Here is a 25,431-nt window from a genome sequence, read left to right on the forward strand (position 1 = left end):
GAACTATTATTAGATAAGCAGGAGAAACCCATGAAGAAATTATTACTCACTTTATTTACAGCCCTCCTGGTCACCTTAGGAACGGTTCATGTTATTCAGGCCGATGACTACCTGAGAATCGGTATGGAAGCAGCCTACGCTCCCTTCAACTGGACTCAGGATGACGATTCCAATGGTGCTGTAAAAATCGAAGGCACCAACCAATATGCCAATGGATACGATGTGCAGATTGCCAAAAAAATCGCACAAGAGATGGGCAAGGAACCTCTAGTTGTCAAGACTTCCTGGAATGGCTTAATTCCTGCTCTGACCTCCGGCAAAATTGACATGATTATTGCAGGTATGAGCCCAACTGCCGAGCGGAAAAAGGAAATCGCCTTTTCCAACAGTTACTACACCAGCGAGCCAGTTCTCCTAGTTCGTAAAGATGGAAAATATGCATCCGCTAAGACGCTAGAAGACTTCAAAGACGCTAAAGTCACTTCCCAGCAAGGAGTTTATCTCTACAATCTCATTGACCAGCTGCCTGGCGCCAAAAAAGAAACAGCTATGGGCGATTTTGCTCAGATGCGTCAAGCCTTGGAATCTGGTGTTATTGATGGCTATATCTCTGAGCGGCCAGAAGCCTTGACTGCTGAGACTGCCAACTCCAACTTCAAAATGATTCAGTTTGAGAAAGGCTTTGAAGTTGGCGAAGAGGATGCTTCTATTGCCATTGGTATGCGCAAGGATGACAGTCGTATCGAGCAAGCTAATGCAGCAATCGCTAAGATTACTACTAATGATCAAGTCAAGCTGATGGATGAGATGATTCAGAAACAGCCTGTTGATACGGATAGTGAAACAACGAATGAATCATTCTTCAGTCAAGTGGCTAAGATCCTGGCTGAAAACTGGCCTCAATTCCTACGCGGAGCTGGTTTGACTCTACTCATTTCGATTACAGGGACCATCGCAGGTCTCATCATCGGACTGCTGATTGGCGTTTATCGGACGGCACCAGCTTCTAAGAATAAACTCCTAGCATCATTGCAAAAAATCTTCGGCTGGTTCTTAAATGTCTATATTGAGATTTTCCGCGGAACTCCAATGATTGTTCAGTCTATGGTTATCTATTACGGAACAGCCCAGGCTTTTGGAATTTCTATCGACCGGACTATCGCTGCCATTTTCATCGTCTCCATCAATACTGGAGCTTATATGAGCGAGATTGTCCGCGGTGGTATCTTTGCTGTTGATAAGGGGCAATTCGAGGCTGCAACAGCACTGGGTATGACCCATGGCCAGACCATGCGTAAGATTGTACTGCCTCAGGTTGTCCGCAATATTCTGCCCGCAACTGGTAACGAATTTGTCATCAACATCAAGGATACATCCGTGTTGAACGTTATCTCGGTAGTTGAGCTTTATTTCTCTGGAAATACTATCGCTACCCAGACCTACCAATACTTCCAAACCTTTACCATTATCGCTGCAATCTACTTTGTCCTGACATTCAGCGTGACACGCATCCTGCGCTATGTTGAAAAACGCTTCGACACAGACAACTACACGACAGGTGCCAATCAAATGCAGACAGGAGAAGTGAAATCATGACAGAAACCATTTTAGAAATTAAAAACCTCAAAAAGTCCTACGGTGAAAACCAAGTCCTCAAGGACATCTCCCTCACCGTTCATAAAGGAGAAGTAATTTCCATCATCGGCAGCTCTGGCAGTGGAAAGTCAACCTTCCTGCGATCCATTAACCTTCTGGAAACGCCAACTGGCGGACAAATTTTCTACCGCGGCAAGAATGTCCTGGACGAGAATTACGACTTGACCCATTACCGTGAAAAGCTGGGCATGGTCTTTCAGTCTTTCAATCTCTTCGAGAATCTTAATGTCCTAGAAAATACCATCGTCGCTCAGACAACTGTCCTGAAAAAAGAACGGTCAGAAGCCGAGAAAATTGCCAAAGAAAACCTCAACAAGGTTGGCATGGGCGAGCAATACTGGCAGGCCAAGCCTAAGCAACTCTCAGGCGGTCAGAAGCAGCGGGTCGCTATTGCCCGCGCCCTCTCCATGAATCCTGACGCCATCCTCTTTGATGAGCCAACTTCAGCCCTCGACCCTGAAATGGTTGGTGAAGTTCTGAAAATCATGAAAGAACTGGCTCAGGAAGGACTGACTATGATTGTCGTAACCCACGAGATGGAATTTGCCCGTGATGTTTCCAGCCGTGTTATCTTTATGGACAAGGGCGTCATTGCTGAAGCTGGCAGCCCGCAGGATATCTTCACCAATCCCAAAGAAGAAAGAACCAAAGAATTCCTGCAACGCTTCCTCAGCTAAATTACTTCTATTTTCAAAAGCAAAAAGGAATCTGGAACTAAGTCCAGATTCCTTTTTTGATTTAATGAGCAATATCAGTTGCACAATTTTGAAGTTTAGTCTTCAAATTTTTCATGGTTTTTGTCGTAGAAATCAATCAAGCCAAGAGCTGTTTCAAAAGAGATATTTTTCACTTTTGCACGTCCTTGAGCAAGAGCAATGATAGACATTTCACGTGCATTTGTTTCTTTACTAATACGGTAACCGGTGATCTTCTTATCACGTACCCAACTAACAACAGATTCTACTTTCTCGAAATTAGATTTAGCCATTTCTTACTCCTCTCTATTCTAGCTACATCAACTACTATAATTGTTTTTATACAGTTTGTCAACTTAAACAAACCAAATTCGAACAAATTAAATAATTCTGAATTTTCTTTACTTAGCTTTGAGGGCTGAAAGTATCTGAGTCCGAATACTTTCGACACCTTCTGGATTTGCTGGAAGGAAGATGGTATTATTACCCGAACTATCTGCAAAATTATTCAGCGTATCCAGGTACTGATTGGTCAAAAGAATAGACATAATCTGCTCTTCTGTCAACTCAATGTTGGCGCCCTTCAATTCCTTGATCGAATCTGCCAAACCATCCACAATGGCCTTCCGCTGCTCGGCAATACCAACCCCATGCAGGCGGTCTTTCTCAGCTTCCGCAGAAGCAGCTGTCACAATCTTAATCTTATCCGCTTCAGCCAATTCCTGAGCAGCCACGCGCTTACGCTGCGCCGCATTGATTTCGTTCATAGACTGTTTAACTTCAGCATCAGGCTCAACCTTGGTAATCAGAGTTTTGACAATGATATAACCATAGGTCGACATTTCTTCTGCCACTTGCTTTTGAACTTCTAGGGCAATTTCGTCCTTCTTTTCAAAGAGCTCGTCCAAGGTCAGTTTTGGAACGGAGGAACGAAGGGCATCTTCAATATAGGACTTAATTTGAGCTTCTGGCCGCATAAGTTTGTAATAAGCGTCAATTACGTTGTTCTCATTTACACGATACTGGGTCGCAACATTCATAGTTACAAAAACATTATCTTGTGTCTTGGTCTCAACGACAATCTCGCTCTGCAGCAAACGCAGCTGAACGCGAGCCGCTATCTTGTCAATCCCTAAAGGAAGACGGAAATTGATACCGCTGCTGCTGGTTTTGTGATAACGTCCAAAACGCTCAATGATTGCCACAGATTGCTGACGAACCACATAGACTGCACTAAGCAGCAAGAATATAAAGATTATGACCAATATGATAAAGAAAAATGGAATAAAAAACATGTTCAAGCCTCCTTGATTCACTATGGTATATTCTAACATATTTAATTTGCAGTTTCAAATAAAAGCATACAAATTAGGCTAAAATATATTTACAATTAGACAAGCATATTGTAGAGTGTTTCATTCCCGTTCAGATTGATAAAGGACGGATCAAACTGCTCAATACGGTTAATCAAAGAAGCATAATCATGCTTATCTGCCAGAGAAATACCAATCAAAACTGGTCCCGTTCCCTTACTCGCCCGCTTGATATATTCAAAACGAGTGATATCGTCATTAGGCCCTAAAATATCATTTACAAATTCCCTCAGGGCACCCGGACGCTGCGGGAAGTTGACCACGAAATAATGCTTGATACCATCATAAATAAGTGCCCGTTCTTCCATCTCTGGCATACGGTTGATGTCATTGTTTCCACCTGAGATAATGCAGCAGATAGTCTTCCCCTTGATATACTCGCTCAGCACTTCCAAAGCAGCAACACTTGCCGCACCAGCTGGCTCTGCGACAATCCCTTGCTTGGAGTATAGGTCAATAATGGTCTCTGAAATAAGCCCTTCATCTACACCGATAAGATTTTGAACATTCTTTTGTGTAACCTCATAGGTTGACTCACCAACCTTCTGTACTGCGATGCCGTCAGCAAATTTGTCGATTTCTTTAAGCTTGACCGGACCTCCAGCTTCAAAAGCTGCTTTCATACTGCGGGCACCGTTGGCTTCCACACCAATAACTTCGATATCTGGCTGACTTTCTTTGATATAGGTTGAGACTCCTGATATCAGGCCGCCGCCGCCAACTGGTACTAAAACTGCATCAAAATCGATAGCTTCTCTCTTGGCCTCATCTAAGATTTCATAGGCTACAGTCCCTTGACCAGCTTGGACATCATCATTATCAAAAGGATCGATAAAGGTGCGATTTTCAGCCTTAGTATAGTCAAGCGCAGCCTTGGCCGAAGCATCAAAGGTATCTCCGACCAATTTAATTTCCACAAATTCACCACCAAAGAAGCGGACCTGGCCAATCTTCTGCTGAGGAGTCGTGATGGGCATAAAAATAGTTGCTGGAATTTTCATTTCCTTACAAGTATAGGCCACTCCTTGGGCGTGATTTCCCGCAGAAGCACAGACAACCCCACGCTGACGTTCCTCTTCATTAAGTTGAGAAATGGCATAATAAGCCCCGCGGAGTTTAAAAGAGCGTACCCGCTGCATATTTTCCTTCTTCAGGTAAATCTTGGCATGGTACTTCTCCGACAAATAGTGGTCGTAGTCAAGCGGAGTATTGACAACCACATCTTTTAACACTTTATGAGCATGAGTGATATCTTTTGCTCTGAGCATATTTTTTCCTTCCCTGTCTCTCCAGTTTATTCTCTATCAAGCAAAACAAGGGGCTGGGAATTCGCATTCCAACCCCTAATGTCTTATCTGCTCTTTACCTTAATTGTAAATCTTGAAAGCATCGTCGTCGTTTTTACCAACGAATGGCATTGCTTTACGCAATTCTGCACCGACCTTCTCAATCTCCAGATTAGCAGCTTGCTCGCGGTAAGCAGTCAGTTTTGGACGACCAGCTTTATAGTCATCAACGAAGTCGTTCGCAAATTTACCGTTTTGGATATCAGCCAAGACCGCCTTCATGTTTTCTTTGACTTGCTCAGTAATCACGCGCGGACCAGATACATAGTCACCATATTCGGCTGTATTTGAGATAGATTGACGCATCTTCTTGAAGCCACCTTCATAGATCAAGTCAACGATCAGTTTCATTTCATGAAGAACTTCAAAGTAAGCCAATTCTGGGGCATAGCCTGCTTCTGTCAAGACTTCAAAACCTGCTTCGATAAGGGCAGTCAAACCACCACAAAGGACAGCTTGTTCACCAAAAAGATCTTCTTCAGTTTCTTCTTTGTAAGTTGTTTCAAGCAAACCAACACGAGCCGCACCAACACCTTTACACCAGTCCATTGCGATGTCTTTGGCATTTCCAGTAGCGTCTTGGTAGACTGCATACAGAGCTGGTACACCAAAACCTTCTTCGAAAGTACGGCGAACCAAGTGACCAGGGCCTTTCGGTGCACACATAAAGACATCTACATCGGCAGGAACTTTGATAAATTCAAAATGGATGTTAAAACCATGAGCAAATCCAACTGCGTTTCCAGCTTCCAAGTTTGGAGCGATTTCTGCTTCATAAAGATCTTGTTGGATTTCATCTGGAGCCAAAATCATGATAACATCAGCCAATTTAGCTGCTTCTGCTACTGTATAAGTATCAAAGCCGTCTTCTTTAGCCTTGTCAAATGACTTACCAGGACGAACACCGATAATCACATCGTGGCCTGTATCGCGCAAGTTTTGCGCATGAGCATGACCTTGTGATCCATAGCCGATTACGGCAATTTTCTTACCGTCAAGCGCTGCTACTTTTACATCTTTTTCGTATTCCATTGTTACTGCCATAAGTTTTACTCTCTTTTCTATTTTTATTGCCTGTTAGGCGGTTTTAACAAATTAAAGGTTTGATTTAATCTCGGGTAAAGCCTGTCGCTCCAGTCCGAGCAATATTTTTAATACCATATGGGCGAATGACTCGAAGTAGAGCCTCGCTCTTCTCCGCATCACCAGTCATCTGAACGGTAATGGAGCTAGGTGCTACATCCACAACTGTTGCCCGGAATGGCTGGATAATAGACAGAATCTCTGCTCGCTTATCAGCTGGAGCCGAGACCTTAACCAGAATCACTTCACGCTCCAAGTGAGGACGGTCTGTGATATCTCGAACCCGAATCACATCAATCTGACGATTGAGCTGCTTGATAATCTGCTCGACTTCTGCCAATGAAGCCACATCAATGATAATGGTGATACGGGATACTTCCGGATTTTCCGTCGTTCCGACTGAGATACTCTCAATATTAACCTGACGTCTGGAAAGGACGCCCGTGAAGCGGTTCAGAACACCCGAACGGTTTTGGAGTTTAGCTGTCAACATTCTACGCATGGAACTTCACCCCCAACATCTCATGATTGCTCTTGCCGGCCGGCACCATTGGAAGAACGTGCTCCTTACGAGAGATATCTACCTCAATAAACATCGGTACATCTTCTTTCAGCACTTCCAAATCCTGGACAATAGTCTCCGGATCGTCAAATTTATAGGATTTAACACCATAGGCCTGAGCCATGAGCTGGAAATCTGGCAAAGTTTCAAAGACAGACTCAGAGGTACGACCATCATAGAAAGCTTCCTGCCACTGGCGCACCATGCCTAGCGAATGATTGTTAAGCATGATGACCTTAATCGGAATCTTATAGATATTGAGAATAGCCATCTCTTGGTTTGTCATCTGATAGCCACCGTCTCCGACAAAAAGAACTACTTCCTTATCCGGATTAGCAATCTTAGCTCCAATCGCTGCAGGTACACCGAAGCCCATGGTTCCTAGACCGCCAGAAGTTACCAGTTGACGCTCGTTTTTATACGGATAATATTGGGCGGCCCACATCTGGTGCTGACCGACGTCTGTTACAACGATGGCATCACCCTTGGTCAGCTCACCCACGCGCTCAATGACAGCCTGGGGCTGTACGACACGTTCTTTCTTATCATACGAGCGAACCCGCTCCTTATCCTGGGTTACTTTTTCAATCCACTTGCTGGTATTATTATGCACCTGCTCTTCATTTAGCAGCATCTGCAGGGCTTTCTTAGCATCCCCTACGATAGGAATGTCTACGCTGATAATTTTTCCAATTTCCGCTGGGTCAATATCAATATGTGCTACTTTAGCGTTCTTGGCAAAGGTTTTCGGATTACCAGTCAGACGGTCATCAAAGCGGCAGCCGATACTAATCATAAAGTCAGCCTCAGTCATAGCAATATTGGCCGCAAAAGAACCGTGCATCCCACCCATACCTAAGAACAAAGGATGGTCTGTCGCAATGGTCCCTTGCCCCAACAAGGTAGTGACTACTGGATTCTGCCGCTCCGACAAAGCAACCAGCTCTGCTGCTGCCTCGGCATAACTAATACCGCCTCCTGAAAGAAGGACCGGCTTTTTAGCCTTAGAGATTTGTTTGATAATCTTCTTAATCTGCAATTCATTAGGCTCAATAGTCGGCTGATAGCTTGGTAAATGCAACTTGCTGTCATAGATAAAGTCCGTTTCCAGAGCTGAGACATCCTTAGGCAAATCAATAACGACCGGTCCAGGACGACCTGTCGTCGCAATGTGAATAGCTTCTGTAATAATACGCGGAATTTCTGCCGTCTCCCGAACCTGATAATTATACTTGGTTATAGGAGTCGTAATCCCAACAATATCCGCTTCCTGAAAAGCATCTTTACCGATTCCGGCCTTGGCTACCTGACCAGTAAAGACTAAAAGGGGGACACTATCACTCATGGCATCGGCAATACCGGTAATGGCATTGGTCGCTCCCGGACCGCTAGTCACGACTGCAACTCCGATTTTCCCAGTAGACTTAGCATAGCCTTCTGCTTCGTGAACACAGCCTTGCTCATGGCGGCCTAGAATATGACGGATGCCTTCAAAACTATAAATAGCATCATAAAGCGGCAGTACAGCGCCACCGGGATAGCCAAAAATCGTATCAACACCAAGATTTTTCAAGGTTTCCAAAACAAGCTCTGAACCTGTCTTAGAAGTTTCTAATTTGATTTTCTCCATTCTTCCCCTTTCATTTATTTACAATTTTCTAAAAATTCAAAAAGCTTTCTACTATGATAACATTTTTGAAAAAAATTGCAAGCCATGCAGAATGTTTTTCTACATTTTTTCTCTAAATCCGAATGTTTTTTTTCTAATAAAAGATAAAAAGCCAGAACTATATTTATAGTACTGACCTTTCATTAGAATTATTAGCTCTCAAATGTTCCGTTTATGGGAAAGCTCCCGCTCCTCATCTTTTCTAAAAAACTGATTCTACCAGCTATAACCAGCCTTGCTCTTGGCCAATTCGGACGGCTTCTGTTCGATTTTCAGCATCTAGCTTGGTCAAAATAGCAGACATATAGTTACGAACCGTTCCATTTGACAGGTAGAGTTTTTCAGCAATTTCTTTATTGGACAGGCCAGTCGCCGCAGCTTGCAGGACTAGCCTCTCCTGCTGAGAGAGAGGGTTCCTACTGGTCATTAGCACCTCCATCAATTCCGGCGAATATTCCTTTTGCCCATCTAGAACGGTATGGATGGTTTTCATCAAATCCGCAATGCTGCGCTCTTTGAGCACATAAGCATCTACATCCGCCTTAACAGCTCGCTCAAAGTAGCCCGGTCGCTTGAAGGTTGTGACGATGATGACCTTGATGTTGGGTCGATTGGCCTTAACCCATTCGAGAACATCTAGGCCGGTCTGGTGGGGCATTTCCACGTCCAAAATAGCTACATCAACAGTTTCTGAGCTAAGACAGTCAATAGCCTTCTGCCCATCTGCGGCCTGATAGACTTCTTCGACATCTGGCTGCAGCTGCAAGAGCTGAGCTAGAGCATCTCTCAGCATACTTTGATCTTCTGCTAACAAAAGTTTCATGCTTCCTTCCCTCCGTATGGCAACTCAATCCGAATCCATGTTGGATCTTGGCTGCTAAGAATCTCAAGCTTTCCTGATAAGGCAGACAGCCGCTCTCGAATACTATGCAACTCCCGTCCGGTCAGCTTCTGAAAACCACAACCATCATCCTGAATGTCTAAAATAAGCTTTTCGTTTTTCTTTACCAAAGAAAAATTACTCTTTTTAGCCTTGGCATGCTTGATAATATTGGTAGCAGCCTCCAGCAAAATCATACTAATCGTTGACTGCTGACTTGGTGGGATACTGGCAACATTGAACTGGTTATCTATCTTTACCTGAACGCCGCTCATCTCCAGCATGGCTCTAATGGTCACGAGTTCCTCATCCAGCGTCCGATTCTTTAGATCATTAATAATCCGCCGAACATCAGCCATTGATTTCTTACTAATCTCTTGCATTTCCTGCAGTTCTTTTGCTGCCTTGTCGTAAGCTTCCATATGCAAAAACTGCTGAGCCAGCTCCGCCTTAACACTGAGCATAGCAAAGGTGTGTCCTAGACTATCATGTAAGTCTCGGCCAATCCGATTGCGCTCATTTTCTGCCATAAAAAGATTCAGCTGGGCATTTTGCTTGACCTTTTCTTCCTTGATTCGCTCCGTCGTCTGAATCCGATGGAGACCAAAAGTCAAACCATCTGAAAAGAGAAAGGTTACAATAAAGAAGAGTAGCTCTGCTGGACCAACATGACCCAACAAGTAATTAGTCAGCAAAATAGCAGGCTGCAAGGCGACAAAGGTCAAAAAACGCCAAGATTTAAAAGAAATATCATCCAGCTCATAAATGAGCATATTTGATAAATAAAAGACGTACCAAGCAAACCCTCCATTTAACCAGACCGAACTATAATATATGTAAGCAACTAAGAACCACCAAGAAAGAAACTGGATAAGGCGACGGTTACTTAACAAGACCGCATAATAAGCCGCAACAAAAATAGCTGTCCACAGCAAGACGAAAAGCGGGTATTCCCCGCTAATCACTCCTGCCACTGGAAAGATGATAAAGACCAGCGCAATATGAAACATATAGTGGACATGTCTAATTTTTTCCCACATGCTTTTATTTTACCTCAATTCGCTTTTTGAGTTGTAGTACAAGAATGCTGACCAAAACCGTATAAATCAGAACAATCAAAGCGGCCTTGCCATTAAACTGATGGTGTTCTAGATAAGAAGACACAACCTGCATCAGTTGATAACTTGGCGTCAACTTACCGATTGGCTGGAGCCATTTTGGAAACATAGTCAGAGGGAACCATAGACCGCCCAGAACAGCCAGTGCCATATAGACGATATTGCCCACTACAGACATGAGCTGAGCACTTGGCAAGAGGCTGACCAATACACCCATGGCAATAAAGACCACACTTCCTACCAGAAGGATCACGGCAATAAGAAGCCAGTCTACCATTGGCAGATTAACCCCGCGAACAAAATGCCCAATCGAGAAGACTACGATGATAGAAAGCATAAAAGTCAACAGCGTACTGCAAAGTTTTGATATATAATATTTTACCATAGAAATCGGCGAGTGCTGAATCATTTTTTGCCAGTTATTATTTTTATCAGACTGCAAAGTGCTTGGAATGCTAAAGAAGGCACTAGACATGATACTAAAAAGAGTCATAGAGAAGAGGTAGCCTCGAAGCACACGCTCAGGCGTATCACTCCCAGACATCATTCCTGAGAAAATCAGGTAAAAGACGCTGGGCAGACCAATAGACAAGAGATAATAAGCAGCCTGCCGCTTCATTAAAATCAACTCAATCTTCATAAGACTTGCCATATTTTTCATGATTACTCTCCTATTCTTGTGTCGTTTCAAAAATACTATCCAAGAGGGTACGGTTACGTACTTCAATCTCTTCGATTGTACAGCCGTTTTCCTGAAGAACCTGCCAGACTTGACCAGCATCTCTAGTCGCAAAAGATAAAGCCTTTTGCTTGATTTCTATATCAGTCACATTATCCAGCTTTTCCAGCACAGACTGATAAGTCAGCGGCAAGGTAAAGTGTTTTTCCTGCTCCTCACTGCGCATGGCATAAGGCGTCGTGTCCCGAATCAACTCGCCCTTGTGCAGCACCAAAATCCGATCTGCCGTATGCTCGACTTCTTCGATATAGTGCGAAGAATAAACGATGGTCACTCCCTGCTGCTTGAGCTGATTAACAATTGCCCAGAAATGCTGACGAGTAGAGGTGTCCATAGCAGAAGTCGGTTCGTCCAAGAATAGAATCTTAGGACGGCCAATCAGACTCAGAACAAAAGAGAAGAGACGCTTTTGTCCACCAGACAGCTTGCTGGCCAACTGATTCTTTTGCTTGTCTGTAAATTGCAGCAAGTCATCAACTTCTTGATTGGACAAACTATTTGGATAAATAGCTTGGAAGAACGTCAAGAGTTCCTTGACCTTCAAATCCTCCACCACTGTATTTTCCTGTGGTAAAATCGCTACCGACTGCTTGAGATGATTGTCAGTCGGCTTTAGTCCCTGAATCCTTGCTTCACCTGCTGTCAGAAACTTATCGCCCAGCAAACAATCCATGAGAGTCGTTTTACCTGCTCCGTTGGGACCAATCAAGGCCACACAGTCACCTTGGGAGATTCCAAACGAAATATCCTTTAAAATCTCCTTACCATGAATGCTTTTAGAAAGCTTCTTTACTTCAATCAGTTCCATTTTACTCCTCCTTTGATTCAATAAAGCGCATGTGCATCTTTCCTTTATTTTTCCAAAGCCGGAAGAATAATAAAGACCAAATGCTTTTTGAATTCTTACAGCAATCTTTTATCATTTTGTTAACTATATTATAAGGCAAAGAAATTTTTCCTACTAGTTAATTTTGTCACCAGCTGACATGACAAATGTCACTATTCTGCTTTTAGAGCACAAAGCTAGCAAATATTGGAATAATCTGTTTATCTCCCTTCTGCATGAAGACACAAAAAAGCCGGTCCCCCTCGTTGAGAGGAGCCGACTAGTTGTATGTCTGTTGCAATTTAGATAGAAGCTGGAATTAAAGCAGCTTAATCTAAAAAATTTTTCAATAAACTAGCTACTCAATTTGTAAGATGAGGTGACCAACGCTTTTTAAACTTTAGCTCTGCACCTCTTCTTTGAGACCATTGAGCTTCAGACTCAGAATGAACATCTCAGGTGTAATATCCTTAATGTCCTTCAGTCCAAAACCTTGGAAGAAACTGTTCTTTTCCACCTCTTCGACATTGACCTTTTGCAAATCAATTTCAATCAAGGTCTGCAGTTTTTTATCCGCTGTAACTGAATAGTCAATATTAACACCTTCCAAACTCTTAGCTGCTACATAGTTTGAATCAGACTGCATTCCTTCACGAATGATAGTCGTCATTTCCTCTGGAGTCAAAGTAGCTGATGCCGCACTAGCTTCTTCTGGCAAGGAAGTAAGCAATTCCATCCGAAGATTCAAGATTTTCTTGCCCTGATAGGTAATTGTATCACGATGATGGATTTCTTCAATGTCTCCAACCAAGGTTTTAGAAACAATCTCTGTACTTTCAGAAGAAGAACTGGATGACTTGCTAGAGCTGGAGCTAGAGCTGGATTTAGTCCGCCTAGAAGAAGCTGCTGATTCAGAAGAATGTCTAGGACGATGCTTGCTGAAGCTAGGAAACACACAGCCCGTCAAGAGTACCGAAGCAGAAATAACAAGAATGAAAAATTTTTTCATAGTTCACCTTTTTTACTTTTTATTTGTTACAGTATAACATAATACCAGTTTCTTGTCTAAGTATTTTCTATAAAATAATAAAAGACAACCTTTCGATTGCCTTTTTATGCTATTCAACACTAAAAATATATGGATAAACCGGCTGACTGCCCTGATGAATTTCTACTTCGACATCCTCGAATTGTTCCATCAAATCTTGAGCAAGACTGCTAGCCAACTCTTCGCTGCCGTCTTCACCGATATAGATAGAGACAATCTCGCTGTCTTCATTGAGCATCTTGCTGAACGTTTCTTTCAAAGCCGTCAGCATATCTGGATTAGAAACAACAATCTTACCATCCACCATACCGAGGTTGTCATTTTCATGAATTTCCAAGCCATCAATCGTCGTATCACGAACCGCAGTCGTCACGCTGCCGCTGACTACTTCTGCCAAGGCTGCAGTCATACGCTCTTGGTTTTCCTCGATAGTCTTGCCGCCATCAAAAGCTAGGAGACTGGTCAAGCCTTGAGGGATCGTGCGAGTCTCAATAACAGCTGCAGGCTGTTCAATCACTTCTGCTGCTGATTGGGCTGCCATGAAGATGTTTTTATTATTTGGCAAGATAATAATATTACGAGCATTGACTTGCTCCACAGCTTTGATAAAGTCTTCCGTTGATGGGTTCATAGTTTGCCCGCCAGAGATGATGTAGTCAACTCCTTGAGCCTTAAAGATTTCAGCCAGACCATCACCAGCCACTACAGCAATAATCGCAAACTCTTTTTCTTGAGCCGGCTTAGCTGAGCGCTCTTCCTTTTCAACCTGGGCTTCGTGTTGGTTGCGCATATTGTCAACCTTGACCTTGACCAAACTACCGTACTTGAGACCTTCCTGCATAACCAATCCTGGATCTTCAGTATGGACATGGACTTTGACGATTTCATCATCGTTGACTACCAACAGGGAATCTCCCAAATCGTTTAGGTAGTTGCGGAACTCATCATAATCAAAATCTTTTACATAGGTTGGTCCTGTCTTAAGGGCCACCATGATTTCAGTACAATAGCCGAAAGTGATGTCTTCTGTCGCAACATGGCCAGCTACAGACTTATGATGCTCAGCATTAATCATCTCAGACATGGTCGCAGGTGTCGCCACGAAGTCCTCGGAAGCAATATATTCGCCTGTAAGAGCAGACAGGAAGCCTTCGTAGATAAAGACCAACCCTTGACCGCCAGAGTCCACAACACCGACTTCTTTCAGAACCGGCAGCATATCCGGTGTCTTAGCCAAAGCAGCCTTTGCTCCTTCAAGAGCTGCTTTCATAACTTCTACAGCATCATTAGTGACTTCAGCTTTCTTCTTGGCTCCGATAGCCGCACCGCGGGAAACAGTCAAAATCGTTCCCTCAACCGGCTTCATAACTGCCTTGTAAGCCACTTCTACACCAGACTGAAAGGCCAGAGCTAGATCTTCACCAGTCAGCTCTTCATGCTCTTTCACACTTTGAGAAAAACCGCGGAAAAGCTGGGAAGTGATAACTCCTGAGTTACCACGCGCGCGCATCAAAAGGCCTTTCGCAAAGATACCCGCCGCTTCGCCAACTGTTGAAGCAGACTTATCTGACACTTCCTTAGCACCATTTTCAATAGTCATACCCATGTTGGTACCTGTATCGCCATCTGGAACCGGGAAGACATTCAAAGAGTTCACATATTCAGCCTGTTTATTTAAGCGAGTAGATGCCGCCTGCACCATTTCTTGAAATAAACTAGTAGTAATATTTGCCACGATTATTCTCCTACGACTTTAATATTTTGGATATAAACATTCACTGCATGGGCAGTAATTCCGAGCTTGTTTTCCAAACTGAATTTAACACGCTCTTGGATGTTTTTGGAAACTTCGCTGATTTTGACTCCATAGCTTAACACAGTGTAGACATCAACTGCGATATCACCTTCATCAGTCGCTTTCACAACCACGCCCTTAGCATAGTTTTCTTTTCCTAAAAGGGCTTGAAAATTATCCTTGATTGCATTTTTACTGGCCATGCCAACTACACCAAAAATTTCAGTCGCTGCACCGCCGACGATTGTCGCAATCACATCATCAGTCAGCTCAATTTGACCATCTTTTGTATTAATTTTCACAGTCATAATTTGTACCTCAAAAGTATTTTATAGTTTATTCTACCATATTTTATACAGGGTGTAAAAGAGGAAGGGTCTAAATCAACTGTCTAGGCGGAAATTTACAAGCAAAAAAAGGACGGAAAATTTCCATCCTTTTTAAATAAAGATTAAACGCGTTCAACTTTACCTGATTTAAGGGCACGAGCTGAAGCCCAAACTTTTTTAGGTTTACCGTCAATCAAAACAGTAACTTTTTGAAGATTTGGTTTAACAGCGCGTTTTGTTTGGTTCATCGCGTGAGAGCGGTTGTTTCCTGATACAGTCTTACGACCAGTAAAGTAACATACTTTAGCCATTATCGTGTTTCCTCCTATTAGATCTAATATTACGGATGTGCTAGCACCACATACCTTCCTATATTACCAAAAAACTTGACGTTTGACAAGTACATTTGTCCAAAGTTTCGAAATTAATCCGTTTTCCTAAACATAGCTAATCTTCAAAGAGCCGAAAGCCACGTTTCCTTTGACATAGAGAGTTTTTCTCTTTTCATTGACATTGCGGGGATTGTAGACAGAGCCAAAGGCATTATCTACATCCAGCTCTACACGCCAGTCGCTGGGCACATAAAGCATCACACTGCCAAAAGACAGATCCACTTCAAAAGTTGCTGAGTCCCCTTCGATAGTCGCATTATCAAAATAAACCGATGCACTGCCAAAAGCACAGTCTAACTTTTCATAGGTGAAGTTATCTGAGTTGATATAGCGCGTGCCGCTGCCAAAAGCAATATCATCTTTTGAGGAAGAAGAGGCAGTTGAGAAGATACGCCCCTTAAAAATGCGCCGGGGCTTGAAAATCATATTGAGACCGATGCAAGCCAGAATACCACCCAAAACCAAGGTTCCTGTTGAAATAGCTAAAAAGTGGTAAACGGCATTGGCAATAATCAGCGCAATAACTGCCATGATCAGCCCAGTGCCAAAGTCTCTTTCTAAGAAATTTTCCAAGGCGAAATAGGCAAACATTGCAACTACTAGCATGGGCCAAATATTAAAATTGAAGGCAGGAATCCCAAAATTCCCCTGCAGCAGAACCCAAGCTGCCAAGACTAAAAAGCCGATTCCAAAAATTGTTTTTTTCATGAAAATTACCTCGTTTCGTTTAACTTTTCTTTTAAAATTTGATAGTAGTGTCGGGAAACGTGCACTTGTTTATGTGTGTCATAAAATTGGATAGTACTGGTTCCCGAAAATGATTTATCCAAAGCGTAAATAGCCTTGGCATTGGCAATAGTAGACTTTGAAATGCGACAGAAATATGCCGGAAGTCTCTCTTCTAATTCGTATAGCTTCAATTTGACTTCATAAGCATCATCCCTGCTATGAGCATAAATTTTGGTAGCATCCGTTTCAAAAAATAAAATATTCTTCAAATCGACAAAATATTCACTTGTATCCTTATAGAAAGCTATCGGTTGACGGTTGGCTTGTTCAAGAGCTGCTTGAATCCGAGCCACCTCTTCACCATATTGAGCCGTTCGGATAACGACTTCAGTTTCTGCCATATCTGTATCAAGCTCAATCCTAATCTTCATAGCCACTCCTTTCCTTGCTTCTGACTTCATTATAACAATTTTCAAAAAAGAAACAAGGCATTTTCAGTAAGTGGTTATTTTTGATAACTAAGTGGTAGCTTACCCTTCTCAAAAAATGTTAAGCAAATTTGATTTCTCATCCTAGACTCTCCAATAGATTCGTTTAGTATAAAAGCACGACTTACACATATTGAATATCTGTCTTATTTTATGATCAAACAAATTTGAAAACTTTTTTCCTTCTGATATAATAGTACCTCAGGAGGTACTATATGTCTAAACAAAAAATTAATCGCTTTGTCGGATCTATTGGAGCTTTTATTGGGATTCTTGTCTTTATTGCATATATTCCACAAATTATCGCTAACTTGCAAGGAGAAAAAGCTCAACCATTCCAACCACTATTCGCAGCAGTTTCTTGTTTAATTTGGGTAATCTATGGTTGGACCAAAGAACCTAAAAAAGACTGGATCCTTATCATTCCCAATGCGGCAGGAGTGATATTAGGCGGTCTAACTTTTCTTACTTCTTTATAAGAATTAGATAAACAAAACCAGCAACCCATGAAAAAGTTGCTGGTTTTCTTTCTGCCGATTGCAGGGATCGAACCTGTGACCTACGCGTTACGAGTGCGTTGCTCTACCAACTGAGCTAAATCGGCGTCTTTTCCCCTTTATTTTAGCATCTTGAGTTTTTTTGTCAAGTTAGAATTTCACAATTTCTTAACCCAAATCAAACAAGGGTTGCTTTTATCCCAAAGTTCAGGAAAAATTTCTAACTTTTTAAAGCCCTGAGCCTGATAAAAAGCGTTAGTTCTGTCATAGGTAGGATAATAACCTGGTGCTACCGTTTTTACTTGCAGATAGGATGCTTTTTGACGAGCAGATTTTTCTAAAACTTCTAGAAGTTGACTACCAATTCCCGCTCTATGATAGAATTTCTTAACAGCTAAGCAGTCAATCTCTGCACAATCTTCACTAGAATAAGATAAGCTTACAAAGCCAGCCAATTTACTCTCCTGATAAGCAACCCAAACTTGTAAATCCCTAGCTCCTTCAATGTAAGCTTGTGTACTTTCAGGTATTCCAAACCATTCTGGTAGATCCTTTAAAACTTCACTGACTGCTATCATCTTTTGTTTTTCTTCCTTCACTTCTTCAATCGCTACCATCTTTAAATCCTTTCATGTTTTAAGCTTTAGGACTAAACATATTTTCCATCTTACGAACCCGCACTTTCGTAGGCATCCAATCCCCTATCCCAGAGTTTGAGCGAAATGAAAAAGAAAACAAGGGAAATCAGAATCAAACCACCAATGTTAAAGAGCCCATTTTTGTCCTGCAAGAAATAGCTAGCAGGATAGTAGGCTGTAAAAGCAAAAGGAACGATAAAACTAATCAACCAACGAAGGAGCGAATTGTAAATGGAAATCGGGTACTTGGCAAAATCATTAAACATATAGAAAATGTAAATCATAGCACCTGACTGCTTGGTCCAAAAAGCGATACTGGCTGTCGCGATTTTCAAAGAAGTATAAATCAGGGTCGCAAAAGGAATGCAGACTAGGAAAAGCAAGAACTTGGGAATAGTCCAAGTAATGCTAGAGAACGTTGTCGCTAGTAAAATTCCACCGACCAAGAGCTCACCCAAGGCATCAATCTGAAAAGTCTCGACTAGGATGTGAAAGAGAGGATTGATAGGACGAGTCAGATACTTGTCAAACTCTCCCTTTCTCACCAATCGTTGCCCCAGTGCCCAGAGATTGTCAAAAAAGAGATGGTCCAGTCCCTTGGGAATCAAGGAAAAACCATAGATAAAGGCAATCTCTTGAAAGGTCCAGCCTTCTAGCGAGGGGATGTGTTGAAAGATGACATTGAGAAACAAGAGGTTCAAGCCTTGGGTCAGGAAGACACCTAAAACACCAACCACAAAATCAACCTTGTATTCCATGATTTGCTTGATGTACTGTCTGATAAAAATCAGATGCATGCGCTGATATTTTTTCATACTAACCTCCTTGAATGGTGATAAATGACTGGACTCTTTTCCAAATCAACTGAGACAAGCCCACCATCACTAAAAGCCAAAACAACTGCAGGAAAAGAGCCTGAAGAATCTGACTGGTATCGTATTTCCCAACAAGGATCATGACTGGAGTGTAAATCAAGGATGAAAAAGGCAAGAAGGACAGGATATCTGAAACTACCTTAGGAAAGAAAGCCAAAGGAATCAAGCTCCCCGACATAAAGGCAATCAGAGAATTCTTGAGCAGATTAGAGCCCCATAGATTTTTAAAAACAAAAGCTGAAAATCCAAAGCAGATATTAAAGAAAAAGTTAATCAGATAGGCTAGGGTTAAGCTAAAAAGATATAGTGCAGTTAAACCCAACACTTCTACAATGCCTTGCCCAGATAAGATTTTCATCAGAAAAATAACACTTAAAAATGGAAGTCCAACGCTGACAAAAATTAACCACTTGGAACCAAGCTCGGTGAAGAGATAAGAGGCCGCAAAGTGCACCGGTCTCAGCAAGCGCATGATAATGGATCCGTCCTTGACCTCCTCTCCAATCATAAAGGAAGAATCCGACTTGGTCAAAAGGTTAGTCACAAAACTCATGATGATGTAGAGGGTGATATCTGCCATACTGAAGCCCTGAATCAAAGACTCTTGCGACGAATCGAAGACTGCCTTCCAGAGATAAAAGGCCACAAAAGCTCCCATGACATCGCCAAGCCGATAGAGAAGAAAATTCACTCGATAGGTAATCAACTCCTGAATCCCTGCATTGATAAAGGGTTTATAACGTCTCCACAATTTGACCATCTTAGAGCTCCTTTCGGTAGAAGCGACGGATAATATCCTCAATATCCGTATCCACCATCTTCAAATCGCGAATCTTAAAATCAGACAGGGTTTGCTTGATAATATCTGCCGTCTGGTAGCGGGAACTATCGTATTGAATGTTGAGGCTATTTCCTTGTCTATCAATAGTCATATCAGGTAATCCTGCATAGTGAGAGACAAGATGACTTTGACCTGGTAACAGTTCAAAGGAAAGAGTCTTCATCTTGCCAAAGGTTTCCTTGAGCTGACTCACCGTTCCATCAAAAATCTCCTGCCCCTTGTCAATCATAAAAATCCGATTACAGAGTTGCTCAATATCACTCAGGTCATGAGTGGTCAAGAGAATAGTTGTTTCTTCCTCCTGATTGATTTGGGTAATGGCCCGACGAATATTATCCTTGACCAAAACGTCCAGCCCAATGGTCGGCTCATCTAAAAAGAGAACCTTGGGATTGTGGAGCAAGGAAGCCGCAATATCCGCCCGCATCCGTTGACCAAGTGAAAGAGTCCGCACGGGATCTTTGATAAATTCCTTCAAATCCAAGACTTCATTTAAAAAGTCCATACGCTTATGAAACAGCAAGTCTGGCACATCGTAAATCTCTTTCAAGACCGTGTAAGTCTCTTGCAGAGCCAAATCCCACCACAGCTGGGTGCGTTGCCCAAAGACTACTCCAATATCCTTGACATAGTCTTGGCGATTGTCCTGCGGAATCTTGCCGTTAATTCGACAAAAACCAGATGTCGGCTTCAAAATCCCTGTCAGCATTTTAATGGTTGTTGACTTCCCAGCACCATTAGCTCCGATAAAGCCTAAAATTTGGCCCTTGGGTACCTCAAAAGTCAAATCCTTGACCGCTTCAAAAGTCTGCTTTTCAGGATGAATAAAGGAGCGCAAAGCCCCCTTCAATCCTGGTTCCTTAACTGTCTTCACAAAATTCTTTTGAAGATGTTCTACTTCTATCATTGCCATATCTATCTCCGCTATCGTAAGGAATAGAAAATCGTATTTTCAAACACAAGTATTCTAAATCCTTACTTTCTACACCTTCTAACTTTTATTATTACAGAAGGCTTTATACCAACCTATTATAGTCCAACAAAAAATAGAATGCAAGCGTTTGCCTATAGATCATGAAATTGAAAATTTCTCTCTTAAAATAATACTTTTAATACAAACTTCTGGTTTAATAGTTTCCTTAAAACACCAAAAAAACCTACCCTTATGGGCAGGTTTCCGTTTTGTAGTCTTCAGCTAGATTAAGCATTAACTTCTCATTTCAATTCTTTAGCCAAGATACTCATGTTTTCTTCTAGATTCTCTAGGTAGTTTTTATCATTTTGGGGATCGGCTTCTAAAGGATTGAGAGTTTTCAGTCTGACTCCCGTTGACTTGACGAGCGTTTCTGCCACTTTCGACGATGCATTGCTTTCGGTAAAAATCGTTTTAACTTTATATGTTTTCACAAATTCTTGAATTTCAGTAAGCTGCCTTGCATTTGGCTCTTGTTCAGGAGAAATCCCTGCAATACCTAGCTGCTGCAAACCAAACCGCTTTGCTAAATACGAGAACGCAGTATGTTGAGTTACGAAAGTCTTTTGCTTAGCCTTTTCAAAGATTGGTTGGTATTTTTTGGTCAATTCTTGAGCTTTAGAAATGAATTTCTTAGCATTTTTTTGATATATTTCCTTGTGTTCTTTATCGAGTTCAGATAGCTTATCCGCAATAATCTGCGCTTCTTCACCAGCTTTTTCAGGATCTAGCCATGTATGAGGATCATAAAGAGTTTTTTCATCGATTCCTTGGCCAGCTTCCACGTCTTCCAAACCCGATACACGTTCCAGGGGCATTCCTTCGGAAGCTTCAAGTACTTTCACCTTAGATTTTTGCAAATTTGGATCCAAGCTCCCTGCCCACGACTCTAAGGTATGTGAATGATAGACAAAAACATCCGCATCATAGATAGCAGCTACATCATTAGCCGATGGTTCAAATGAATGGATCCCTGTACTAGATTGAATCATGCGAACATCATTCAAATCACCAGATACTTCTTTAACCATGGCATAAACCGGATAAAAACTGGTCACAATCTTCAAACCTTTAGCTTGTTGTTCTTCTTTCTGAGTACACGCTCCCAGCATCAAAGCTAGTATACTCAGCATTAGTAATACTGCAGTTCTTTTTTTCATACAATACTCCTTCACCTCAGCTAATCAGTTACTGCTGTACTTGACACAGAAGCTGAAGAAGCAGATTGCAGCAAGGCTAGCAATTTTTCTACTTCTGCCATGATGTTATTATTATCCATAGTCCCTAAATTAAGATTATTTCGCAATCCTGTTAAGGTCTCAGTTGCATTGGATTTCAAACTTGGATCCGTCGTCTTTTCAAGTAAGTCTTCCGCCTCTTGCAACTTAGCTTCTACTTTAGCAGTTTCAACTTGAGGTACTTCTGGCTCAGTTGGTGTTTCCTCTTCAACTTCTTCCTGAGGTTTCTCAGGGCTAACAGCATCCTCCTTGTCATCTTTTTTACCTAAAACATGATCACTTGCATTCCCCCATCCATCGCTAGACTGTGGTCGCTCATCTGGATGTTCAACATAATACTTGATAGTTGCAAATAAATCCTCTAATGTATAGCCATTAGGAGCTCGGTAAGTCTTATCATCGAACCAAGCAAATTTGATGTTGTGGTAGTGATCCTTATGAGGGATAATCAGATTACCATTTTTTACTGCTACAGTATGCTCAACATTGTAAGGCAGACGAACGAGTGGTATCCGTTTCTCTCCTTGAACACGTTCGTAGATAGCAGCCGCACTTTCTCCACTTGGATTGGCTTTGGAATCATCTGTTGGTGCAGGTGGAAGCAGACCTTTTTCTTTAGTATACGCCTGAGCAGCTGCTTTTTCTTTAGCTGAAAGACTATCTTTTCCTATCCAGTGACTGTGTCCCATATGAGGGGTTACATAAGCATCTCCTTCGTCACTGATAATATCCCGGGCATCAAAGATATATCCATCAGATGTCGTATATTTGTCAGCCAGCTGGGCTACTCGAACTTCGGTTTCAGTATACTCAATCTGTGAATTTGCTTTGCCGAGACGTTCTGGATGATTGATAGGCGCAAGAAATGCTAATAAGTCATCAATTAATTGCACCTTATCACTTGTTTCATCATTCAAACGCTTCACTAAATCATCCAAGGCTTGAAAATCTGACAAACGTCCCTTATTTTCTAGCAATTGCTGATGGGCCTGAGTCAGAAGACCATATACCTTATCATAAAACTCTTGATCTTTCGGTTCAACTGATTCTTTCTTAGCTTGCAGGACATTAGGTATGCTTTTCTGCTTCGCCAATTTATTTTCAATCGCTGTAATAATCTCTTTAGGCAAGTCTTTAGCTAAAAGATAGCGGGACACTCCTTTATCCTCTAGCACATAACCGTCAGCTATTTTCCTAACGACCTGCTGGATTAAATCCTTATCCAATGAATCCGCATGTTCCAAATTTAACTTTGGAGGAAGAATCGGTTTTAAAGCTGGTTGAGATGGAGTTAGTATCGGAGTTGGTATAGGTCTATAAGGTGTCAATCCTAACATAGGTTTATTAGGCTGACTTATAAGAGGAATTGTCCGAGCAATCTTTTCTTCCAATGCCGACATTTGTGTATAAGGAATAAAGTGATAATGATTACCATGCGGCACTGCTACTCCATTTTGTGTTCGACTAGTAATTTGTGCTGGATCAAAGATCAAGCCATCTGATTCAACATGACGCTGACTAAGTGGAAGATTATAAAGTTGCTGAAGGAGACCCTTAACATCTTCTCCTTGACTCGGTTGATAGTTGTTTAAAATTTGAGTAAAAGTAGGTTGTGTCTGTATCCAGCCACTGCTTCCATTATTATACGAACGGCTGACTACAGTACTAGCTACTTTTCCTCTACCTGATAGGTAAGCTTGAGCTGCAGCTAGCTCACTAGGCGACAAATCACTCTTTGGGATATAGTGAAAATGATCACCATGAGGTACAATATACGCATCTCCCGTATCCTCAATAATGTCTGAAGCATTAAAAACATAGCCATCATCTGTTGTATAACGGCCTTGAGCTCTAGCTGTTGCTACTTCATTGCTTATTTTCGTAACATTATGACCATGTTCCTGCTTTTGACGATTAATCTCTTCCTTACTGCGAATATTATCCGCGCGAGCTATATCTTTCAGATAAACATAATATTGGCCATTAACCTTGATAACATATCCACCCTTGACTTCATTGACAATATCCTCAGTCCTAAGTTGATAGTTGGGATCTTTCATCAAAAGATCTTCGCTGAAAATAGCATCATATGGAACTTTCCCATTATAATAATGATAGTGATCACCATGAGAAGTAACATAACCCTGATCAGTAATCTTGATAACAATCTGCTCCGCGTTAATCCCTTCTTTTTTGCTTACTTCGTCAGGCGTTAACTCCTCAGACTTTTGAACAGCTTGCTTACCATCAATATAGCTAACACGATTGGATTTTTTAATCGAACTGTTTGCCTGATAATAACCTAACTGATGAGCAAAAAGACCCACAATAGCAATGACAACAATTCCTATTAAGTATTTCTTATTTTTTTCCATTGAATATCACTTTCTTTTTTGATTACATAGAATTCGCTAAAACCTATCACAATTTACAATTAACTCATAATATACCCCCAAAGAAATCATCTAAATATTTTTTTCTATAAAATATAGCAGAAACTCAATTTTTAACAACTTATTAAATTCTTTAACTAGTTAATTAACTGGTTAATATTTTACTCCTCATCATCTAGTCTGTCAAGATTTTTTTATTAGATTGTAAGAAAAATATTATTTATTCTTTACTTGTCCAATTATCATAATACAAAAAACCCACCCTTACGGGCAGGTTTCTATTTTGTATGGTTAAGCTAGATTAAGCTTTACCTTCTGAACCGAATACGTCGATACGTTCTTCAACTGATGCTTGGATAGCTTTTACACCATCAGCCAAGAATTTACGTGGGTCGAAGAGTTTCTTCTTGTCGTATTCTGCTTCGTTTGCTTCGTAGTCACGAGCAAATTTACGAGTTGCGTTAGCGAATGCGATTTGGCATTCAGTGTTAACGTTAACTTTGGCAACACCAAGTTTAATAGCTGCTTGGATTTGGTCATCAGGAATACCTGAACCACCGTGCAATACGATTGGGAAGCCTGGAAGAGCTTCTGTCAATTTCTTCAAGTGGTCAAGGTCAAGACCTTCCCAGTTTGCTGGGTATGGACCGTGGATGTTACCGATACCAGCTGCCAAGAAGTCGATTCCAGTTTCAACCATTGCTTTAGCGTCTTCGATTGGAGCCAATTCACCTTTACCGATGATACCGTCTTCTTCACCACCGATAGTACCAACTTCAGCTTCTACTGAGATACCTTTAGCGTGTGCTTTTTCAACAACATCTTTAGCCAATTTAAGGTTTTCTTCTACTGGAAGGTGTGAACCATCAAACATGATAGAAGTGTAACCAACTTCGATACACTCAAGTGCATCTTCGTAGTGACCATGGTCCAAGTGAATCGCAACTGGTACAGTGATGCCCATTGATTCTACAAGGTTAGCGATCAAGTTACGAGCAACTTTGTAGCCACCCATGTATTTAGCAGCACCCATTGAAGTTTGGATAAGCACTGGTGCTTTCTTAGCTTCTGCCGCACGCAGGATAGCTTGAGTCCACTCAAGGTTGTTTGTGTTGAATCCACCAACTGCGTAACCATTGTCACGAGCTGCTTGGACAAATTTTTCTGCTGAAACGATTGCCATTCTTATCAGGCCTCCTCTTATTTTTTGTGGTTAAACCACTTACATTGTTTATTTTATCACTTTTT

26 protein-coding genes and 1 tRNA gene are annotated in these 25,431 nt (G+C 41.7%); 3 read left to right on the plus strand and 24 right to left on the minus strand.

Annotated elements, in window-relative coordinates:
• The first annotated feature begins 30 nt into the window (after positions 1 to 30).
• Positions 31 to 1,596, plus strand: a complete 1,566-nt coding sequence (locus HMPREF9378_RS03630) for an ABC transporter substrate-binding protein/permease (RefSeq protein WP_002902426.1) — start codon at positions 31 to 33, stop codon at positions 1,594 to 1,596.
• The gene (locus HMPREF9378_RS03625; protein WP_002893646.1) at positions 1,593 to 2,333 is read left to right on the plus strand and encodes an amino acid ABC transporter ATP-binding protein; all 741 of its coding nucleotides are present in this window, start codon (positions 1,593 to 1,595) and stop codon (positions 2,331 to 2,333) included. The genes HMPREF9378_RS03630 and HMPREF9378_RS03625 overlap by 4 nt, the downstream gene beginning before the upstream one ends.
• A gap of 95 nt (positions 2,334 to 2,428) precedes the next feature.
• On the opposite strand, the gene HMPREF9378_RS03620 is transcribed toward HMPREF9378_RS03625, so the two are convergent.
• The 16 genes from HMPREF9378_RS03620 to HMPREF9378_RS03545 all read right to left on the minus strand — a co-directional run bounded on the left by HMPREF9378_RS03620 (position 2,429) and on the right by HMPREF9378_RS03545 (position 16,671).
• Positions 2,429 to 2,644, minus strand: coding sequence for a capsule biosynthesis transcriptional regulator (locus HMPREF9378_RS03620; RefSeq protein WP_002893653.1), 216 nt, complete (start codon positions 2,642 to 2,644; stop codon positions 2,429 to 2,431).
• 108 nt (positions 2,645 to 2,752) lie between these two features.
• On the minus strand, positions 2,753 to 3,685 hold the full coding sequence (locus tag HMPREF9378_RS03615; RefSeq protein ID WP_002908065.1) for an SPFH domain-containing protein: 933 nt from the start codon (positions 3,683 to 3,685) through the stop codon (positions 2,753 to 2,755).
• Positions 3,686 to 3,741: 56 nt separating this feature from the next.
• Positions 3,742 to 4,992, minus strand: a complete 1,251-nt coding sequence (gene ilvA, locus HMPREF9378_RS03610) for a threonine ammonia-lyase IlvA (RefSeq protein ID WP_002902420.1) — start codon at positions 4,990 to 4,992, stop codon at positions 3,742 to 3,744.
• A gap of 99 nt (positions 4,993 to 5,091) precedes the next feature.
• A complete protein-coding gene (ilvC, locus tag HMPREF9378_RS03605) occupies positions 5,092 to 6,114 on the minus strand; it encodes a ketol-acid reductoisomerase (protein WP_002902418.1) in 1,023 nt (340 codons plus the stop codon).
• Positions 6,115 to 6,178: 64 nt separating this feature from the next.
• Positions 6,179 to 6,655, minus strand: coding sequence for an acetolactate synthase small subunit (ilvN, locus tag HMPREF9378_RS03600; protein ID WP_002898887.1), 477 nt, complete (start codon positions 6,653 to 6,655; stop codon positions 6,179 to 6,181).
• Positions 6,648 to 8,345 carry an acetolactate synthase large subunit gene (locus HMPREF9378_RS03595; RefSeq protein ID WP_002913964.1) on the minus strand — a complete coding sequence of 566 codons (1,698 nt, stop codon included), beginning with the start codon at positions 8,343 to 8,345 and terminating at the stop codon, positions 6,648 to 6,650. The genes ilvN and HMPREF9378_RS03595 overlap by 8 nt, the downstream gene beginning before the upstream one ends.
• Before the next feature lie 262 nt (positions 8,346 to 8,607).
• A complete protein-coding gene (locus HMPREF9378_RS03590) occupies positions 8,608 to 9,207 on the minus strand; it encodes a response regulator transcription factor (RefSeq protein WP_002902412.1) in 600 nt (199 codons plus the stop codon).
• Positions 9,204 to 10,304, minus strand: a complete 1,101-nt coding sequence (locus HMPREF9378_RS03585; protein ID WP_002902409.1) for a sensor histidine kinase — start codon at positions 10,302 to 10,304, stop codon at positions 9,204 to 9,206. Before HMPREF9378_RS03585 ends, HMPREF9378_RS03590 begins: the two co-directional genes overlap by 4 nt.
• 4 nt (positions 10,305 to 10,308) lie before the next feature.
• The gene (locus tag HMPREF9378_RS03580; RefSeq protein WP_002902406.1) at positions 10,309 to 11,043 is read right to left on the minus strand and encodes an ABC transporter permease; all 735 of its coding nucleotides are present in this window, start codon (positions 11,041 to 11,043) and stop codon (positions 10,309 to 10,311) included.
• 10 nt (positions 11,044 to 11,053) lie between these two features.
• Positions 11,054 to 11,929 carry an ABC transporter ATP-binding protein gene (locus tag HMPREF9378_RS03575; RefSeq protein WP_002913966.1) on the minus strand — a complete coding sequence of 292 codons (876 nt, stop codon included), beginning with the start codon at positions 11,927 to 11,929 and terminating at the stop codon, positions 11,054 to 11,056.
• Between the two features lie 418 nt (positions 11,930 to 12,347).
• Positions 12,348 to 12,956, minus strand: coding sequence for an SP0191 family lipoprotein (locus tag HMPREF9378_RS03570; RefSeq protein WP_002902401.1), 609 nt, complete (start codon positions 12,954 to 12,956; stop codon positions 12,348 to 12,350).
• A gap of 109 nt (positions 12,957 to 13,065) precedes the next feature.
• A complete protein-coding gene (locus HMPREF9378_RS03565; RefSeq protein ID WP_002913968.1) occupies positions 13,066 to 14,730 on the minus strand; it encodes a DAK2 domain-containing protein in 1,665 nt (554 codons plus the stop codon).
• Positions 14,731 to 14,732: 2 nt separating this feature from the next.
• Complete coding sequence (locus HMPREF9378_RS03560; RefSeq protein WP_002893676.1) at positions 14,733 to 15,098, minus strand: Asp23/Gls24 family envelope stress response protein; 366 nt, start codon at positions 15,096 to 15,098, stop codon at positions 14,733 to 14,735.
• Positions 15,099 to 15,241: 143 nt separating this feature from the next.
• Positions 15,242 to 15,430, minus strand: a complete 189-nt coding sequence (gene rpmB, locus HMPREF9378_RS03555) for a 50S ribosomal protein L28 (RefSeq protein WP_001140948.1) — start codon at positions 15,428 to 15,430, stop codon at positions 15,242 to 15,244.
• 126 nt (positions 15,431 to 15,556) lie between these two features.
• A complete protein-coding gene (locus HMPREF9378_RS03550) occupies positions 15,557 to 16,219 on the minus strand; it encodes a LiaF transmembrane domain-containing protein (protein WP_002905297.1) in 663 nt (220 codons plus the stop codon).
• 5 nt (positions 16,220 to 16,224) lie between these two features.
• Positions 16,225 to 16,671 carry a LytTR family DNA-binding domain-containing protein gene (locus tag HMPREF9378_RS03545; RefSeq protein ID WP_023917202.1) on the minus strand — a complete coding sequence of 149 codons (447 nt, stop codon included), beginning with the start codon at positions 16,669 to 16,671 and terminating at the stop codon, positions 16,225 to 16,227.
• Positions 16,672 to 16,943: 272 nt separating this feature from the next.
• Here HMPREF9378_RS03545 and HMPREF9378_RS03540 point away from each other — a divergent pair, with 272 nt between their 5' ends.
• Positions 16,944 to 17,207 (plus strand): SemiSWEET family transporter, encoded by a 264-nt coding sequence (locus HMPREF9378_RS03540; protein ID WP_002902394.1) that lies wholly within the window; start codon positions 16,944 to 16,946, stop codon positions 17,205 to 17,207.
• Positions 17,208 to 17,259: 52 nt separating this feature from the next.
• Here HMPREF9378_RS03540 and HMPREF9378_RS03535 read toward each other — a convergent pair.
• From HMPREF9378_RS03535 to HMPREF9378_RS03500, 8 genes are all read right to left on the minus strand, one after another.
• A tRNA-Thr gene (locus tag HMPREF9378_RS03535) sits at positions 17,260 to 17,332 on the minus strand.
• A 51-nt stretch (positions 17,333 to 17,383) separates the two neighbouring features.
• The gene (locus HMPREF9378_RS03530; RefSeq protein ID WP_002902392.1) at positions 17,384 to 17,842 is read right to left on the minus strand and encodes a GNAT family N-acetyltransferase; all 459 of its coding nucleotides are present in this window, start codon (positions 17,840 to 17,842) and stop codon (positions 17,384 to 17,386) included.
• Positions 17,843 to 17,892: 50 nt separating this feature from the next.
• Positions 17,893 to 18,678 (minus strand): ABC transporter permease, encoded by a 786-nt coding sequence (locus HMPREF9378_RS03525; RefSeq protein WP_002905302.1) that lies wholly within the window; start codon positions 18,676 to 18,678, stop codon positions 17,893 to 17,895.
• A 1-nt stretch (position 18,679) separates the two neighbouring features.
• Positions 18,680 to 19,498 (minus strand): ABC transporter permease, encoded by an 819-nt coding sequence (locus tag HMPREF9378_RS03520; RefSeq protein WP_002913971.1) that lies wholly within the window; start codon positions 19,496 to 19,498, stop codon positions 18,680 to 18,682.
• Position 19,499: 1 nt separating this feature from the next.
• Positions 19,500 to 20,492 (minus strand): ABC transporter ATP-binding protein, encoded by a 993-nt coding sequence (locus HMPREF9378_RS03515; protein WP_002913973.1) that lies wholly within the window; start codon positions 20,490 to 20,492, stop codon positions 19,500 to 19,502.
• Between the two features lie 302 nt (positions 20,493 to 20,794).
• A complete protein-coding gene (locus HMPREF9378_RS03510; protein WP_002913975.1) occupies positions 20,795 to 21,712 on the minus strand; it encodes a metal ABC transporter solute-binding protein, Zn/Mn family in 918 nt (305 codons plus the stop codon).
• 20 nt (positions 21,713 to 21,732) lie between these two features.
• Positions 21,733 to 24,165 (minus strand): pneumococcal-type histidine triad protein, encoded by a 2,433-nt coding sequence (locus HMPREF9378_RS03505; RefSeq protein WP_002913976.1) that lies wholly within the window; start codon positions 24,163 to 24,165, stop codon positions 21,733 to 21,735.
• Between the two features lie 319 nt (positions 24,166 to 24,484).
• Positions 24,485 to 25,366: a class II fructose-bisphosphate aldolase gene (locus tag HMPREF9378_RS03500; protein WP_002893690.1), complete on the minus strand. Its 882-nt coding sequence runs from the start codon at positions 25,364 to 25,366 to the stop codon at positions 24,485 to 24,487.
• Between the last annotated feature and the right edge of the window lie 65 nt (positions 25,367 to 25,431).

It is taken from the genome of Streptococcus sanguinis SK1 = NCTC 7863 (assembly GCF_000194945.1).
GTDB classification, from domain to species: Bacteria; Bacillota; Bacilli; order Lactobacillales; family Streptococcaceae; genus Streptococcus; species Streptococcus sanguinis.